Consider the following 13,799-nt stretch of genomic DNA (forward strand, 5'->3'; position numbering starts at 1 on the left):
ACGCAAGGAGATCGCCATGTTTGCCAAGGACACCGTTGCACTGGTTACCGGAGCTGCCACTGGCATTGGCTATGCCGCTGCGGCTGCCTATAGCAAGGCCGGATGTCGGGTAGTGGTATCAGACCGTGATACCGAGCGCGGTGAGGCCGCTGCCGCTGAACTGCGCCGCACTGGCGCCGATGCGATCTTTATTGCCTGCGATGTCAGCGACCCGGAGCAAGTCCGCGCCATGCATGGGGAAATCATGGAGCTATTCGGTCGCCTGGATGTGGCCTGTAATAACGCCGGCATCGAAGGCGAGCAGGCGCCCACCGCAGAGTCCTCGCTGGATAACTTTGACCGGGTAATCAGTATCAACCTGCGCGGCCTGTTCGTGTGCATGCAGGAACAATTGAAGATCATGCAGAAACAAGGCAGCGGCGCCATCGTCAATCTGGCCTCAGTGGCCGGGTTGATCGGCTTCGCCGGGTTACCCGCCTACTGCGCCTCGAAAGGCGGTGTGGTTCAGCTGACCAAAACTGCCGCGCTGGAATATGCCACCAGCGGCGTCCGGGTAAATGCCATCTGCCCCGGCGCCATCAAAACGGAAATGATTGACCGGATCACCCATCAGGACCCGGAAACCGAAAAAGCCTTTGATGCGCTGCACCCCATGAACCGCATGGGCACAGTACAAGAGGTCGCCGACACCATCGTCTGGATCACCTCGCCGCAGGCCGGCTTCATTACTGGTCAGGCACTGGCGGTGGACGGCGGCATGGTGGCGCGCTGATTCCGCCGCCACTTTGCCGGAGATAGGTCAAACCATTGCCGGAATGCGCGATTGAAAGAACTCTGCTCGGCAAAGCCGAGCAGCATGGTTATTTCCACTAGCGACAACGACACGTCAGTCAGATAGGTCTGCGCCAGCTCCTGCCGAGTGCGATCGAGCAACCCCTGAAAAGACTGTCCTTCCTCCCTCAGTCGGCGCTGCAAGGTTCGCGTCGACATAGCCATTTCATCTGCCACATCTGCCAGCGCCGCTCGAGCAGCCGGCAATAGTCGCAATATCACTTGCTGCACCTGAAGCGCAAAAAATTGACCGCCAGGCAGCGCACTACTCAATGCCAATGACTGCCGATCAAGCAACGCCCTTAAGGACGGGTTTGCTGTCTGCAGCGGAATATCCAGATAGGCCGCAGGGAAACGCACTCTCACATAAGGTGCTGCGAATATCACCCGGCAACCAAAAAATGCCTCATAAACCTGCGGCTGGGCCGGTGCCGGACTCGAGAATGCCACCTCCACCGGCCCTGGTGCGCTGGGTGCCAACTGACGCATATAGCTAACCAGCGCGGAAATAGCGGTTTCGTCTGTTAGTAGCCCCGGACTGTTGCGGCCGGCTAGTGGCCAGCCAAGCTCAGCGGTACTTCCGCGAATGCTGATGCGCGCCATCTGGATGCCGTAAAACAATGCCTCAAAGCGCTGGTAAGCATGGAGCGCCTGACCAACGTTATCGCTGGCAGCTACCAGATAGCCCAGCACACCAACTCGCTCGGTACTGATACAGGCGCCAATTTCCAAGCCACGCCCGTCACCGGGATGGACCGCTTCGGCCCGCTGCAGCAGCTCTCGCCACTGTGCCAGAGGCACTGGATCGCCGGGCCCATAGCGCTGCACCGCAGCCCGAAGGGACGGTGCGCTCAGTTGATAGCGATCCAGCCAGTCGATAAGGACTCGAACGTAGGAGCCATTAACGCGAATGGCAGAGGGCATGGAAGAGTAAGGCGACATGGCGTGATTAGATAAAATTTAGGCGGGATCCGTCAATCTCAAATATGGCCGAGGTCATAGCATTGTCAGGTCACTCAGGAGGCCCACAATGGACCCAATCGAATTTGCTATTGCCGCCTATCAAGCCGCCGACCCTAAACAACTGATTCTGGTCGCCATGCTGCCGTTATTTTCCCTCACCGTCGTGCTGGAGGCCTGGCGATTCCGGCACACAGACATCTACAGCCTGAAGGACTCCGCTGCCAGCATGGCACTCGGGGTTGGCTATGTGTTGCTGGAAGTGGTGGTCAACGCATTATTTGTCTTTACGGTTCTGAATTGGGTTTATCAGTATCGGCTGATGACCATTGAGATCACGCCGCTTACATTTATCGGGCTGTACCTGCTGATTGACCTGCTGTTCTACGGCTACCATGTGGTGGCGCACAAAGTACGCTGGTTCTGGGCCACCCATGTGGTTCACCACGCATCCGAACACATGAACTTCACCACCGCCGGGCGGCAGAGCATCCTCTACGCCTTCAGCGGTCTGTTCATGTTTTTTACGCCGGCCATCCTGCTCGGCTTCGACCCGGTCTGGACCATGTTTGCGCTGGCCTTGAATCTATCCTACCAGTGGTTCATTCACACCCAGTGGGTCTACAAGCTTCCGCGACCCATTGAGTTTATTTTCAACACACCATCGCATCACCGTGTTCACCACGGACGCAACCCGGAATATATCGACCGCAATTTTGCCGGCACGCTAATTATCTGGGACCGACTGTTCGGCACTTTTGTTGAAGAGCGTGAAGATCTGCCGCCGGAATATGGCATCACCCGGCCGATTCATAGCTACAACCCGGTGACCCTGACTTTGCATGAATTTATCGCCATGTTCCGCGACGTGGGCAGACCAGGGACCTTGTGGCTACGACTGAAACACCTATGGGCAGGCCCGGAGTGGCAGCGGCCGGAAACAGACACGCAGGACGCCGTGGCCAGCCAAGCCGGTCAACCGCAGCAACGTCTTACACCATAGATTTGCTGTTGCGCAGGCGCTGACGGAAATCCCGCATCAGCAATAGTGTTGGCGCCTGTCGCACCACGCGGGGAACAAACCGGTTAACACGGAACACCAGCGACAGCACCCGCTGAAAACGCCGCTGCTGCGCATCGCTCCACTGCAGGTGCATCTGCTCGCGCATCTCTGCGGGCAGAAAGCCCGCGGTGACAAAGCGGTTAAAGCGACCAAATATCAGTTTTATGGGAGCGGGCATAAAGTTCAGATCAGCAATATCCAGCAGCACCCCGCGAATATAATCATCGATCTGCAGGTTCTTCAGATTTTCCTGCCAATAGGCATCGAACTCGTCCAGCGTCGCCGGCCACATATCCGCACGCACCTGCAAGGTGGTACCCAGCGGCTCAGCCAGCCTGTACAGCTCCTGCGCCTGCTCACGGCTCAGTTTGCCATGCATCTTTTCCAGCAAATCCGCATAGCCCCAGTACAAACAGGCGGCCACCCATAACTGCAGCTGCGGATCAAAGGCGTTGTACTTCACCGGCGAGTCGTCCGTGGAGCGCACCTGGGCGTGGGAGCGATTGACCGCCATGCGATAGGCCTGCTTCTCCTCGTCATTACCCAGCATGGCCACCGCCAGATAGGTCAGCGTGGTGCGCGTGCGTTTGAAGGGATGATGGAAAACGGAGCCACTGGTCACCCGGCTTTCCGCTACGCCGTAGCCCACCGGTGGCAGAGCCAGCTGCATGATGATGTTGGCGCCCGCCGCCACCAAACCCACCGCATCCAGAATCCCCGGGAATCGCTTATCCCACTCGCGAGCGGTAAGCGGCGCGGGCCACTGGGTTTGTAGCGACGAAACGGGAGCATTCATGGACAGCACCTGACTGAGTGATACAAATTAAAGAAAACGTATCACCCGCTCTTTGGCGGCACAATGCCACGAAATGCAGATAAATATTTACCAGGCTAACCCGGCGTCAGCTCTGACAGCTGCTGCGCCAACTCTCGCACCAGCTCGGCGGCAGCCACCTTGCGGCAGCCAGTCACATTCTGCCCGGCCCACAATGGCGAGAAATCACTACTGCCCTGCTGCTCCGCCGCCTTGCGCAGCGCCGTAATCGCCGTGCCCGCCAAAGGAAACTGGGGCACCCGCCGACTCATGGGCCCCTGCTCGCGCATCAGCCGGTTAACGATGCCACGGGCGGGACGGCCACTGAAAAGATTAGTCAGCGCCGTGACCTGCGCCGCAGGTTCCTGCAAGGCAGCCTGATGCAGCGCCGAAATGCGCGACTCATCGCACAACAAAAACGCGGTGCCCAGTTGCGCCGCCACCGCGCCTAACTGCAACGCCGCCGCAATGCCTGCCCCATCAGCAATGCCACCAGCGGCCACCACCGGCAACTGCACCGCGCGGACTATCTGTGGCAGCAAGGCAAAAGTGCCCACCTGCGTATTGATATCATCATCCAGAAACATGCCCCGGTGGCCGCCCGCTTCCACACCCTGAGCGATGATCACGTCGGCGCCATTGGCCTCCAGCCAACGGGCCTCCTCCACCGTAGTCGCCGACGCCATCACCAGCGCGCCCCAACCATTAACCCGGTCAAGCAGCTCCGCCTCCGGCAAACCGAAATGAAAACTCACCACCGGCGGCTGGAACGGCTCCACCAGATCCGCCACATCATGATTGAACGGCTGACGCTGCGGCCCCTGCGGAATCTGCAAAGGATCAATATTGAACTCACGGAAATAGGCCGCCAGTGAGGCCCGCCACGCCACCTCTTTCTGGTCGTCCACCGTGGGCGGTGTGTGGCAGAAGAAATTCAGGTTATAGGGTTTGCTGGTGCGCGCGGTCAGCCAGGCCAGCTGCTTCTGCAACACCTCCGCCGACAACATGGCACAGGGCAAACCACCCAGACCGCCCGCCTCGGACACCGCCAGCGTTAACGCCGCGTCCTGGGCACCGGCCATGGGGGACTGCAGGATGGGCAGGTCGATGGCGAACAGTTCGCGGGCAGTAATACGGGTTTTCACAGTCAGCTCCTTACAGCATCAAACTGGCGAACTATCCTGACGTTAAGCCTGCTGTTCGAGGAACTCAATCATGCGCAGAAACATGGCGCTGGCAAAACGCGCCTGCCGGGCAACGACATCATCGCTGATCGGATGCTGGCGCATCAGCACCACCATTGCAGACTCCAGCCAACCTACCAGCGTTTCCACTTCCAGCGGCATCACATCCCGCAAGCCCAAGCGTGACGCTTCGCGCGTCATGATCTGGTAAACCGCCTCAAGGGTTGCCTGCCGATAACGCCAGGCCGGTGAAGTGCTATCAAAACCTTCCCTATAGATCGCACGAGCCAGAGGCCCCATGGCTACGGCCCAGTCGAAGTAAGCTTGTACACCAGCATTGACCCGCGTTGGCGTGTCGGAGGTGGTGCCAAGGACGGACAGGATGCGCGCCATTAAATCCTCGTTGGCGCTGGCCACCAACATCTCTACCGCCTGCTCCAGGCCACCGGGGAACCAGCGATAAAAGGTCGGTCGCGATGTTCCAGCCGCCAGAATCACCTGCTCCACGGACAGCTCGTTGGCCGGTACTTCACCGAGCAGGTCGGCCACCGCGCGCAGCACCGTTTCCTGCTTGCGCGCCAACGCCTCGCCCGTCACCGGTGGCCTTCCCCTGCGATTGGCCCCGCGCTGGCCCATGTTTTCCTTGTTCTCCAAATTGCCTCCTTCTGCTTTTGCCCGAGCGGTGGTTGACTTCCCTTATTTATCGTAACACCATTGTTACGCTATTTTGGAGGCCAACCATGAATGTGAATACTGCCAGTATTGGGCAACTGAAAGCACTGTATGCGTGCCTCGCGTTGCCGGAGCCCGGCATGTGCGAGGGTTTCTTCAGGGCACGCTTTCTGGGACCGGCATGGATGCGCGCATCAGCCCGACCAACCCTCAACTTAAGCGGCCTGCCTGGCTGGCAGGGAAAGCGTTTCACCACGGCAACCAGCGCTACCAATGTGCTAATACACAAGGGGCAGACCGAGGAACGGCTCACCATGACGGTGACGTCAGTAAAGTCCTTGGTAGACGGCAGTGACGGGCTAGCGCTGTGTTACGGCCCTGATGCGCCGCGGCCATGGCGCTGGGTGCGCGATGAGCTGCGCGCAATCGATGCCAATACCCTGCTGGGGATTACCTTTGTGGACAAGCCGCTGATCCGCCTCTTTGCTTTTCCTTTCCTGCTTGAGCGTGCGTCATGAGCCCGTCAGACTTTGACGTTCTGGTCATCGGCTCTGGTTTCGGCGGCAGTGTCACAGCCTTGCGGCTGGCGGAAAAAGGCTGGCGGGTAGCCATACTGGAACAGGGCCGACGGCTTACAAAAGATGATTTCCATCAGGCCGCCGTCAGTGCACGTGCGCTGACGTGGGCACCATCACTGGGACTACATGGTTTTTTTGCCCAGGAAATCTTCCAGCATGTGGCCATCCTCCGTGGCGTTGCCGTCGGCGGCGGCAGCATGGTTTACGGAGCAGTTTCACTGAAGCCCAAGCCGTCGTTCTACGGCGACCCTGCCTGGTGCGACCTGAATCCGGATTGGCACGCCGAACTGGCACCTCACTTCGCCACCGCAAGCTACATGCTGGGTATTGCCGACAATCCCTATCGGGGCCGGCAGGATGACTGGCTAAAAAAAGCGGCAGTCGCCATGGGGGCTGCAAAAACATGCGGCCCGGTGCCGCAAAGCATTTTTTTTGGCGACCCTGCAAACACACCACGCGACCCGTACTTTAACGGCAAGGGCCCCATGCGCTCAGGCTGCACACAGTGCGGTCAATGCTTCACGGGATGTACCGAGGGCGCCAAGAATAGTCTGGACAAAAACTACCTGTATTTTGCCGAGAAAGCAGGCGTAGAAATTTTACCGGAGACTCGCGTCAGCCATATCGAAGCGCTGACCGGCGGCGGCTATCGAGTTCACCGCAAGCACAGCCTGACTGGTCGCCCGCTGGCACCCCTGCACGCACCTAAGGTTGTGGTTGCCGCCGGGGCACTCGGCACAATGGAAATTCTGTTCTCGAGCCGCGACCAGCATCGTACCCTGCCCAAAGTATCCAAGGCGCTGGGACAACACGTGCGCACCAACAGCGAAGCACTGGTCGGCATCCTCGCCCGGGATGCAAATACTGACCTGACCCACGGCACCAGCATTTCCTCACACTTCTACCCCGATGAACACACCCATATCACCCAGAACCGGCTGCCACCCAGCTACGGATTCATGAAACTGTATATGGTGCCCATGGTTGATGGCACCCGACCATTTGTTCGCGCGCTGAAGACGCTAGCAGCGCTCATTCTGAAACCAGCACAAGGTCTGTTTACCTGGTTCTCGAGAGGCTGGTATCGGCGTATGACCTACCTCACGGTCATGCAACAGGCGGACAACGAACTATGTTTTGATTACGGTCGGACACTGTTCCGAGGTGGCCGCCGCGGGCTCAAGTCACGTCTGTCCAAAGGCGGGCGCTCGCCCTCTTACCTGCCGCAGGCGAATGCCGCGGCGCGTCATTTCGCGGCGGCAAGCAACGGCATCCCACAGAACATGGTGGCAGAGAGCGTTGGCAACATGTCCGTCACAGCCCATGTACTGGGCGGCGCGGTGATAGCGGGCACACCGGAGCAGGGTGTCATCAACGTCGACCACGAAGTCTTCGGTTGTCCCGGCCTATATGTCGTGGATGGAGCGGCTATTCCCGCCAATGTAGGCGTCAACCCAAGTCTGACCATCGCTGCCATGGCAGAGCGCTTTGCGCACCGGTTTCCGCGCCCACCAGAGTAAAGAAAAACCATGGGAGATATAAAGGCCACTAACACGTTGGGACTGCTGGACAAGGTGTTCGGAGCCCAACATGATCTGCGCAAAGAATTGCTCGCCCAGAGCCGGCTGATAACCGTGAGGAAAGACGACTATCTGTGGCAAACGGGGGCCTCGGCCAACCATGTCTGGCTACAGGTCAGTGGCTTCTGCCAAATCAGTCAAGTGTTGCTGGATGGCCGACTCGCATCCATCGGGATAGGAACACCTGGTGATATTCTTGGCGAAGCTGAAGTGCTTGCCGGGACCGTTCGCGCCAATGAAGTAATGATCCGGGAAAGCGCCTCATTCCTGCAGATAGAAGCCATCAAATTCCAGAAACTGCTTGATCAGTGGCCCAGTTTATCCAGCGCGATGCTGGCCACCTCGAATGCAAAGTTCCTTGGCATGATCGACTTCTGCGCGGTGATGCAGAGCGCTGATGTTGCCACGCGTTGCGCCTACTTGTTTGTATTTCTTGGCGACCTTTGTGGTCAACCGGACGGCGCACACACACGCATCCCGTATCAGATCTCGCAGGACGCTCTGGCCAGCCTGGCCGGCACATCGCGGCAAACATTGAACGGCGCACTCAACCGATTACGCGATGCGGGCATCATTTTTTATGAGAAGGGAAGACTGTCAATCATGGACCAGCACCGGCTGGAAGCGTTAGCTGGCTGTCGCCCTGTGAAACAGCGCATTACCAAAGAAAAGATGATGGCAATGCTGGAAGAGAGGCTTGCCGTAACATAGCCGCACGACAAAGCATGGTCATACCCGGCGTGCGCATGAATATCGAGTTCGCTTTCGACGCGCTGCTCTTTGCGGATAGAGCCATCCGAGTTATAGGCTGCCACTTGAGGAAAAGCTACCGTCACGCAAAGACGCACGTAACAGACCAGGCGCGCAACCATGCCACCGCTGGCACGCACGGTTAAAGGCACTGACAGAATCAAATCCCAATCGATCCGCAGCCTGCTGTAATTGGACATCGCCATCACTAAGTAGCGTTAGCATGTAATCGGCTCGCACCTCGTCAATAATCTGCCTAAACTGCCAACCTTCCTCACGTAACAGACGCTGTAGCTTACGCTCACTCATGGCGAGATCTTCAGCTACCAGCGGCAATAACAGCGGGGCGCTAACCTCCAGGCGGCTGAAGAGCCGCGCCCTGACCGCCGCCTGCAACCGGCCCTGACTACGCTGGTCAATATATTGTTTGCACATCGTTGCATTTGCTTGAGCGAGGCTCGGACTGCGGGTAATCAATGCGTCTCTGGGAAGGTCAGCTAAAGCAATGCTGATCCCATCACAACGTGCCGAAAAATTTACCGGACACTGGAAAAAATCGCGGTATACCGCGGGGGAGCAGCAGGCCCGATGGCGGAACATGACACGCGCTGGTCTGACACCGGTACCAACCATCTGCCTGCCGATCAGCACCAGTGCGCCGATAGTGGCCTCGACACTCGGTGCCGCAAAGCGTGGATAACCCGGCTTGCTGCCCACGGTAATAGTCATTACCTGATCATTGGCACGGCATTGCATATCCAGCCCGTCACTAACCATGGATGCAAACTGACACAAGCGATCTACGGCTTGCGGTAAATTGTCACTGGCCATGGCAGCCATCACCAGTGCGTGGAATGTGGTCACGTTGACCTGCCTGGCCACTCGCAACCCAAAAGCCGGATCTCCGGAAGAGGCCACGGCACTTCGCCACAACGCCGTCATCACGTGTACTGGAATGCGGTGCGCTGTGTCGTCAGTACGTGCCTGATCAATTCCCACCGATGCCAACACCGCCGCAGGGTCACAGCCAGCCTCATGCAGTGCGCGCACAATGGCCCCGGCCCACGTGGCCATGGTGGTGTTTCCTGCGCCTACGATGTTCTCACTACTTGCAGGGTGTTCTGTCGCCATTTAGCAAGTCCTTGCCGCCTAACGCCACTTATTCGGCTTCGCGGTCTTCTAGTCTTACGTGGCTGGCACTCGGGGTGCCGGCCCCGATCATGCGCACCCAGCCATAAGGAGAGCAATATGCTGGTTCGAAAATTCACGCGGACATTCACGTCTGCAGCCACCGGCCTGAGCCTAACACTAATGAGCAGTCTCGCGCTGTCAGCTGACGGACACGAGCCACCCTCAAATCCCTTCCTTGCCGACAGCCCGTGGCCCATGACCCACCGCACACCCTACTCTCAGGGCTCAAGCCCCTATCCCGCGGCGATGCGTCGTTGGGACCTTCGCGCACCAGACTATGTAGGCACCGGCCTGACCAACCCGACAGTGGCCATGTCACCCCGATATGCTGACGGTAGCCGGGTGTACTGGGGCTCTACTTTTGGTGCGGTCTACAAACTGGCGGCCAATGCGAAAGGGCTGCCGCTGATTGACCGTCTGGACAAGCCTTCCGGGACGGGCCTGGACGACATTGGCAACGCCACATCCGGAGCCTACACGCTGGTAGACCACGAGAACCGCTTCTTCACCGTTGACGGTGTGACCGTGCTGGCCTATGTCGATGCAGTGCACGGTGATGCAGGATCGCCTATCGCCCTGGAGCGACAATTCACCTTGCCGGATAGCGTGCTGCGCGGTGACGCACAGGAAGATCCAATTGTTGGCATGACCTTGCTGTGGGACGGCAGTCTGGCGGTGGCCACCAAGCTAGGCACGGTTGCGGTAATGAGCCGTGATTTTTCCGCTTTCCATACTGTCCAGCTCGGTGATGCACAGACCGGCGAGGAGATATCAAATTCTATCTCCGCAGACGAGACCGGCGGAATCTACGTCGTTAGCGAAAAGGCCATGAACAGGGTGCAGTGGACCGGAACCACCCTGAGCACAAACGAAAACGACGGCGCCTGGCGGGCGCTCTACGAAGCGGGCGGCGACACCACAGGGTCCGGCCGACTGGGGCCAGGCTCTGGCTCAACACCATCATTGATGGGCACCGGCAATGGCGACCGCTTTGTGGTCATCACCGACGGCCAGGAGCTGTCACACCTGGTGCTCTTCTGGCGCGATGAAATTCCCGAGGACTGGCAGCCCATTGCTGAGGGCAAAGACCGACGCATCGCTGCGGAAGTACCGGTGGATTTCGGTGACCCGGCGCGAGCCGCCACCCTGTCAGAACAGTCAGTGCTTGTGCGCGGCTATGGCGCGGTGGTCGTCAGCAACGATTACCGCAATGTAGACGCACTGCCTGACACCAGCGGCAACGATCTAATCGACAACTTCACCAATGGCATCACTGTAGCTCTCAGTGGCTTTACCGAATACCAGCCATTTGGAGTGCATAAATTCGAATGGGATCCGGTAACCAGAACCCTGGAAACTGCCTGGGTAAATACCGAAACCAGCTGTCCCAATGGTGTACCGACCATGAGCGCCAGCTCAAACATGTTCTACTGTGTGGGTGCACGCTGGAACGCGTGGACCATCGAAGCACTGGACTGGAACACTGGAGAAACCGAATTTTCCAAGTGGCTCGGATGGAACCCCTTGTACAACAGCTTCTACGCCGGGCTGGTTATCGGTGATGATGGCACCATGGTTAGCGGCACAACCCTGGGTGTAATAGAGGTGGACAGCCGCTAACGCACTAGCAGCAATAGCCCGCAAGCTCCTTCGCGAGCTGGCGCTTGCGGGCAGTACTACGAGCTTTCGCAGTCAGCTCCTTACAGCATCGCTACCAAGCCATTCCACGCCATGGCAATCAGCGGCAAGGTGGATAGCGCAAACAGGGCAAAACGCAGCTCAATAATATTCACCAGTGCCTGCAACAAACTATGCACCACACGCAGCCCCACATAAGCCCACGCTAATATCAAATTGATTCCATCGCCCTGCCCCATCACCGCCAACGCCAGCGCTGCCGCATAAAAAATGGTGGGCTGCTCCATCAAATGATTGTAGTTATCCGCCTTCCAGCGTACCGATGCCGGCAACTGACTCATCTGTTCACCACGCGGCGCATTCGGATCCGGTTTCATTTTCGCTTTTCTCATGGCCGGCAGCCGGGTAACGTACATCCACAGCCACATCACCAGCGACCAGCCCACCAGGGCCATCACTGGAAGCAGGATCGGGGCTGGCGTTTCGATAAGCGGGGTCATGGCGGCTCCTGATAATAAAAGGTTCAGGGACAGAGTTGAGCACAGGTTGAGGGAAAGACCAATCGGGACGCTGTATCAGTACGACGCATCTCTTCTTCCCTTCTGTAGCACAGCATTCATTACTGCAGTGGCTGTATGTACAGTGTGAATAATTGGATAGCAGCCATCGGTATATTTTCCCATCTTGTAGGAAATGGCTTACACGCGGGGCGTTGATTTTGTTCAATAATGTCAGCCAACAACCAGATCAGGGCCGAGTTAGACAGCATGCCGCTTTTTTCTGGAAACACAGCATGCTGTCTAATAACTGTTATGTGCGGTAGAGGCGGCAATGAGTCCTGAAAGGTTCGTGGCAGAGTTTAAAGAACTTAGGGAGTATATCCGTAATGGATACTTCTCCCCTGATAGTGAAATCTCTCGCCTTCAACTGATGAGAGAAAGCGGTTTCAGCGAAGCCCAGATTGGCGTTGCTAATAAGATCGTCTCAGAGGCATTGACGGATGCTCTTTACACGGTTCTATTGGGAATAGATGGCTGCTCCGCTATTGGCAGCCACCAAGAGGCTTACAGGCTTGCTGGCGAAAACGGAGAGAGGCTTAGTGGCTTTCTAGAGACTCTAGCATGGGATCTGTTCCATGGTAAAAGCACATAACAATCAGCTGCACCGGATAAATTTCCGCTGTCACCTTTTGTGCATAGATCCGCACAAAAGCCGCCATCGCAAATTTACCCGGTGAGCATAGCGTTATGCAATAGAAGGGGAAGGCGAATGACAGGGGCTGAGATAACAGGACTGGTGGCATCAATTGTCTCCTTAATTATAGGAGGCTTCGCGATATGGCTATCAGTCACTTTCTACAGAATGTCAAACAAGACATCCCAGGAGCTCGAAAAAGCTTCGTCTAACATTAATTCTACTGTAGACCGATTAGAGGTCCTATTCGATAAGCTCTATTCAGATACGTTCAGTATGATGAAGGACACCGTCACAGATATGCGAAATCATGTCTGGAGAACAACTGATGAAGATACAAGCCTCGAAAAGAGCGAACTTGAGAATAGTTTTGATGCATTGAAAAAAGAACTAAATGCAAGAATAGAAAACTTGATCGCCGATCAAGGCTCAACAAGTGACCGGCTTGAAGGTTTTGCAGAACAAGTTGAATCACTAATAAGTGAAACTATAGATAGGTCTGCCAAGGAGCAGGTAGATCGGTCGTGGGATGAGAAAGAGAGGCAGGTTCTCGCTGCCATTACCGAACATGGCGAGTTAACCGAAGACGGGATCAGGAGAGCCACTGGAATAAACGAAGGCGAGATCCCGCATATTGTCTTCACTCTTGGTAGAGAGAAGAAGTTGGAGTGGGAAGGCGGACCAACGATGTTTAGCTCGGAAACAAAGTTTCGCCTAGGAAAAGATGCATAACAAGGCCACGCACAGGGACGCCTAACGGCGCCCCTGTTGGCGGCGTTATAACTCTCAGAGAGAGAGTAATATTTCATGAAATACTCAGATAAAAGTGAAGAAGACAAAGAAAAGCTTCATAGCTTTCTGGTTGCTCAGGCAGCAAACCAGTCAAGGAACGGGCGAGAAGTATTTGAGGGAACAAGCAAGGCTATATTGCTAGCAAACACAGGCGGTGTGGCTATTGCGGTTGGCTTGCTATCTTCAAGCGCGCCCATCTCATGCGTGATATATCTAAAATTCGCAGCTATCGTATTTTCCGTGAGCGCCGCCCTATTTCTTGCCTTCAAGTTCTATCTTTGCGTGAAAATTGGCAACTCAGTGCAAGCCGTTAAAGAATTTCATGTTAGTGCGATCGAGGACAAGGAAGATGTTTCTGATCGGTCTATTAGAGAGATGCTTGCATCTATATCTGAGGGGCTAGATGGTAAGGATCCGATGCTTGCATTGGGCGTTTCCCTGCTTTTATTTTTAGTTGGTGTTGTGCTTGCTGCTATAGGAATTCTCAAATGACAGCGGGTGCTTATAGTTATAACAAGCAGCGCCGGTGCGGGCCTTTTGGGCGCCGGACGC

At 56.6% G+C, this 13,799-nt stretch carries 15 protein-coding genes; 9 read left to right on the top strand and 6 right to left on the bottom strand.

Annotation, left to right across the window (positions count from 1 at the left end; translation table 11 throughout):
• The first annotated feature begins 16 nt into the window (after positions 1–16).
• Complete coding sequence (locus tag J1C54_RS03470) at positions 17–772, top strand: glucose 1-dehydrogenase (RefSeq protein WP_229144521.1); 756 nt, start codon at positions 17–19, stop codon at positions 770–772.
• On the opposite strand, the gene J1C54_RS03475 is transcribed toward J1C54_RS03470, so the two are convergent.
• Positions 733–1,773, bottom strand: a complete 1,041-nt coding sequence (locus J1C54_RS03475; RefSeq protein WP_229144523.1) for an AraC family transcriptional regulator — start codon at positions 1,771–1,773, stop codon at positions 733–735. The genes J1C54_RS03470 and J1C54_RS03475 overlap by 40 nt on opposite strands.
• Before the next feature lie 88 nt (positions 1,774–1,861).
• Between J1C54_RS03475 and J1C54_RS03480 the strand changes: the two genes are divergently transcribed.
• A complete protein-coding gene (locus J1C54_RS03480; protein ID WP_229144524.1) occupies positions 1,862–2,794 on the top strand; it encodes a sterol desaturase family protein in 933 nt (310 codons plus the stop codon).
• Here J1C54_RS03480 and J1C54_RS03485 read toward each other — a convergent pair.
• The 3 genes from J1C54_RS03485 to J1C54_RS03495 form a co-directional block, all read right to left on the bottom strand.
• Positions 2,784–3,650, bottom strand: coding sequence for an oxygenase MpaB family protein (locus J1C54_RS03485; protein WP_229144527.1), 867 nt, complete (start codon positions 3,648–3,650; stop codon positions 2,784–2,786). The two genes, J1C54_RS03480 and J1C54_RS03485, sit on opposite strands and share 11 nt — an antisense overlap.
• 95 nt (positions 3,651–3,745) lie before the next feature.
• On the bottom strand, positions 3,746–4,813 hold the full coding sequence (locus tag J1C54_RS03490) for an NAD(P)H-dependent flavin oxidoreductase (protein ID WP_370635601.1): 1,068 nt from the start codon (positions 4,811–4,813) through the stop codon (positions 3,746–3,748).
• Between the two features lie 42 nt (positions 4,814–4,855).
• Entirely contained in the window at positions 4,856–5,506 is a 651-nt protein-coding gene (locus J1C54_RS03495; RefSeq protein WP_229144529.1) for a TetR/AcrR family transcriptional regulator, read from the bottom strand.
• An 86-nt stretch (positions 5,507–5,592) separates the two neighbouring features.
• Between J1C54_RS03495 and J1C54_RS03500 the strand changes: the two genes are divergently transcribed.
• Genes J1C54_RS03500 through J1C54_RS03510 form a run of 3 tightly spaced genes read left to right on the top strand, consistent with a single transcriptional unit; the run spans position 5,593 to position 8,393 of the window.
• Complete coding sequence (locus J1C54_RS03500) at positions 5,593–6,042, top strand: hypothetical protein (RefSeq protein ID WP_229144531.1); 450 nt, start codon at positions 5,593–5,595, stop codon at positions 6,040–6,042.
• Positions 6,039–7,622, top strand: a complete 1,584-nt coding sequence (locus J1C54_RS03505) for an FAD-dependent oxidoreductase (protein WP_229144532.1) — start codon at positions 6,039–6,041, stop codon at positions 7,620–7,622. The genes J1C54_RS03500 and J1C54_RS03505 overlap by 4 nt, the downstream gene beginning before the upstream one ends.
• Before the next feature lie 9 nt (positions 7,623–7,631).
• The gene (locus J1C54_RS03510; protein ID WP_229144534.1) at positions 7,632–8,393 is read left to right on the top strand and encodes a Crp/Fnr family transcriptional regulator; all 762 of its coding nucleotides are present in this window, start codon (positions 7,632–7,634) and stop codon (positions 8,391–8,393) included.
• A gap of 90 nt (positions 8,394–8,483) precedes the next feature.
• Here J1C54_RS03510 and J1C54_RS03515 read toward each other — a convergent pair whose 3' ends face one another.
• On the bottom strand, positions 8,484–9,563 hold the full coding sequence (locus tag J1C54_RS03515) for an AraC family transcriptional regulator (RefSeq protein WP_229144536.1): 1,080 nt from the start codon (positions 9,561–9,563) through the stop codon (positions 8,484–8,486).
• A 117-nt stretch (positions 9,564–9,680) separates the two neighbouring features.
• On the opposite strand from J1C54_RS03515, the gene J1C54_RS03520 reads away from it, so the two are divergent.
• Complete coding sequence (locus J1C54_RS03520; RefSeq protein ID WP_229144538.1) at positions 9,681–11,243, top strand: hypothetical protein; 1,563 nt, start codon at positions 9,681–9,683, stop codon at positions 11,241–11,243.
• An 80-nt stretch (positions 11,244–11,323) separates the two neighbouring features.
• Here the strand turns inward: J1C54_RS03520 and J1C54_RS03525 are convergent, their stop codons facing one another.
• Positions 11,324–11,761: an MAPEG family protein gene (locus tag J1C54_RS03525; protein WP_229144539.1), complete on the bottom strand. Its 438-nt coding sequence runs from the start codon at positions 11,759–11,761 to the stop codon at positions 11,324–11,326.
• 331 nt (positions 11,762–12,092) lie between these two features.
• On the opposite strand from J1C54_RS03525, the gene J1C54_RS03530 reads away from it, so the two are divergent.
• From J1C54_RS03530 to J1C54_RS03540, 3 genes are all read left to right on the top strand, one after another.
• A complete protein-coding gene (locus tag J1C54_RS03530; protein WP_229144540.1) occupies positions 12,093–12,413 on the top strand; it encodes a hypothetical protein in 321 nt (106 codons plus the stop codon).
• Between the two features lie 117 nt (positions 12,414–12,530).
• Positions 12,531–13,187, top strand: a complete 657-nt coding sequence (locus J1C54_RS03535; protein ID WP_229144542.1) for a hypothetical protein — start codon at positions 12,531–12,533, stop codon at positions 13,185–13,187.
• A 75-nt stretch (positions 13,188–13,262) separates the two neighbouring features.
• The gene (locus tag J1C54_RS03540) at positions 13,263–13,739 is read left to right on the top strand and encodes a hypothetical protein (RefSeq protein ID WP_229144547.1); all 477 of its coding nucleotides are present in this window, start codon (positions 13,263–13,265) and stop codon (positions 13,737–13,739) included.
• The last annotated feature ends 60 nt before the right edge of the window (positions 13,740–13,799 follow it).

It is taken from the genome of Alcanivorax sp. 1008, from assembly GCF_020667895.1.
Classification (GTDB): Bacteria; Pseudomonadota; Gammaproteobacteria; order Pseudomonadales; family Alcanivoracaceae; genus PGZG01.

What these genes read in the sequence shown, in the direction of transcription:
- J1C54_RS03470 (WP_229144521.1), top strand. Translation starts at nt 17, where the DNA reads ATGTTTGCCAAGGACACCGTTGCACTGGTTACCGGAGCTGCCACTGGC.
- J1C54_RS03475 (WP_229144523.1), bottom strand. Translation starts at nt 1,773, where the DNA reads ATGTCGCCTTACTCTTCCATGCCCTCTGCCATTCGCGTTAATGGCTCC.
- J1C54_RS03480 (WP_229144524.1), top strand. Translation starts at nt 1,862, where the DNA reads ATGGACCCAATCGAATTTGCTATTGCCGCCTATCAAGCCGCCGACCCT.
- J1C54_RS03485 (WP_229144527.1), bottom strand. Translation starts at nt 3,650, where the DNA reads ATGAATGCTCCCGTTTCGTCGCTACAAACCCAGTGGCCCGCGCCGCTT.
- J1C54_RS03500 (WP_229144531.1), top strand. Translation starts at nt 5,593, where the DNA reads ATGAATGTGAATACTGCCAGTATTGGGCAACTGAAAGCACTGTATGCG.
- J1C54_RS03505 (WP_229144532.1), top strand. Translation starts at nt 6,039, where the DNA reads ATGAGCCCGTCAGACTTTGACGTTCTGGTCATCGGCTCTGGTTTCGGC.
- J1C54_RS03510 (WP_229144534.1), top strand. Translation starts at nt 7,632, where the DNA reads ATGGGAGATATAAAGGCCACTAACACGTTGGGACTGCTGGACAAGGTG.
- J1C54_RS03515 (WP_229144536.1), bottom strand. Translation starts at nt 9,563, where the DNA reads ATGGCGACAGAACACCCTGCAAGTAGTGAGAACATCGTAGGCGCAGGA.
- J1C54_RS03520 (WP_229144538.1), top strand. Translation starts at nt 9,681, where the DNA reads ATGCTGGTTCGAAAATTCACGCGGACATTCACGTCTGCAGCCACCGGC.
- J1C54_RS03525 (WP_229144539.1), bottom strand. Translation starts at nt 11,761, where the DNA reads ATGACCCCGCTTATCGAAACGCCAGCCCCGATCCTGCTTCCAGTGATG.
- J1C54_RS03530 (WP_229144540.1), top strand. Translation starts at nt 12,093, where the DNA reads ATGAGTCCTGAAAGGTTCGTGGCAGAGTTTAAAGAACTTAGGGAGTAT.
- J1C54_RS03535 (WP_229144542.1), top strand. Translation starts at nt 12,531, where the DNA reads ATGACAGGGGCTGAGATAACAGGACTGGTGGCATCAATTGTCTCCTTA.
- J1C54_RS03540 (WP_229144547.1), top strand. Translation starts at nt 13,263, where the DNA reads ATGAAATACTCAGATAAAAGTGAAGAAGACAAAGAAAAGCTTCATAGC.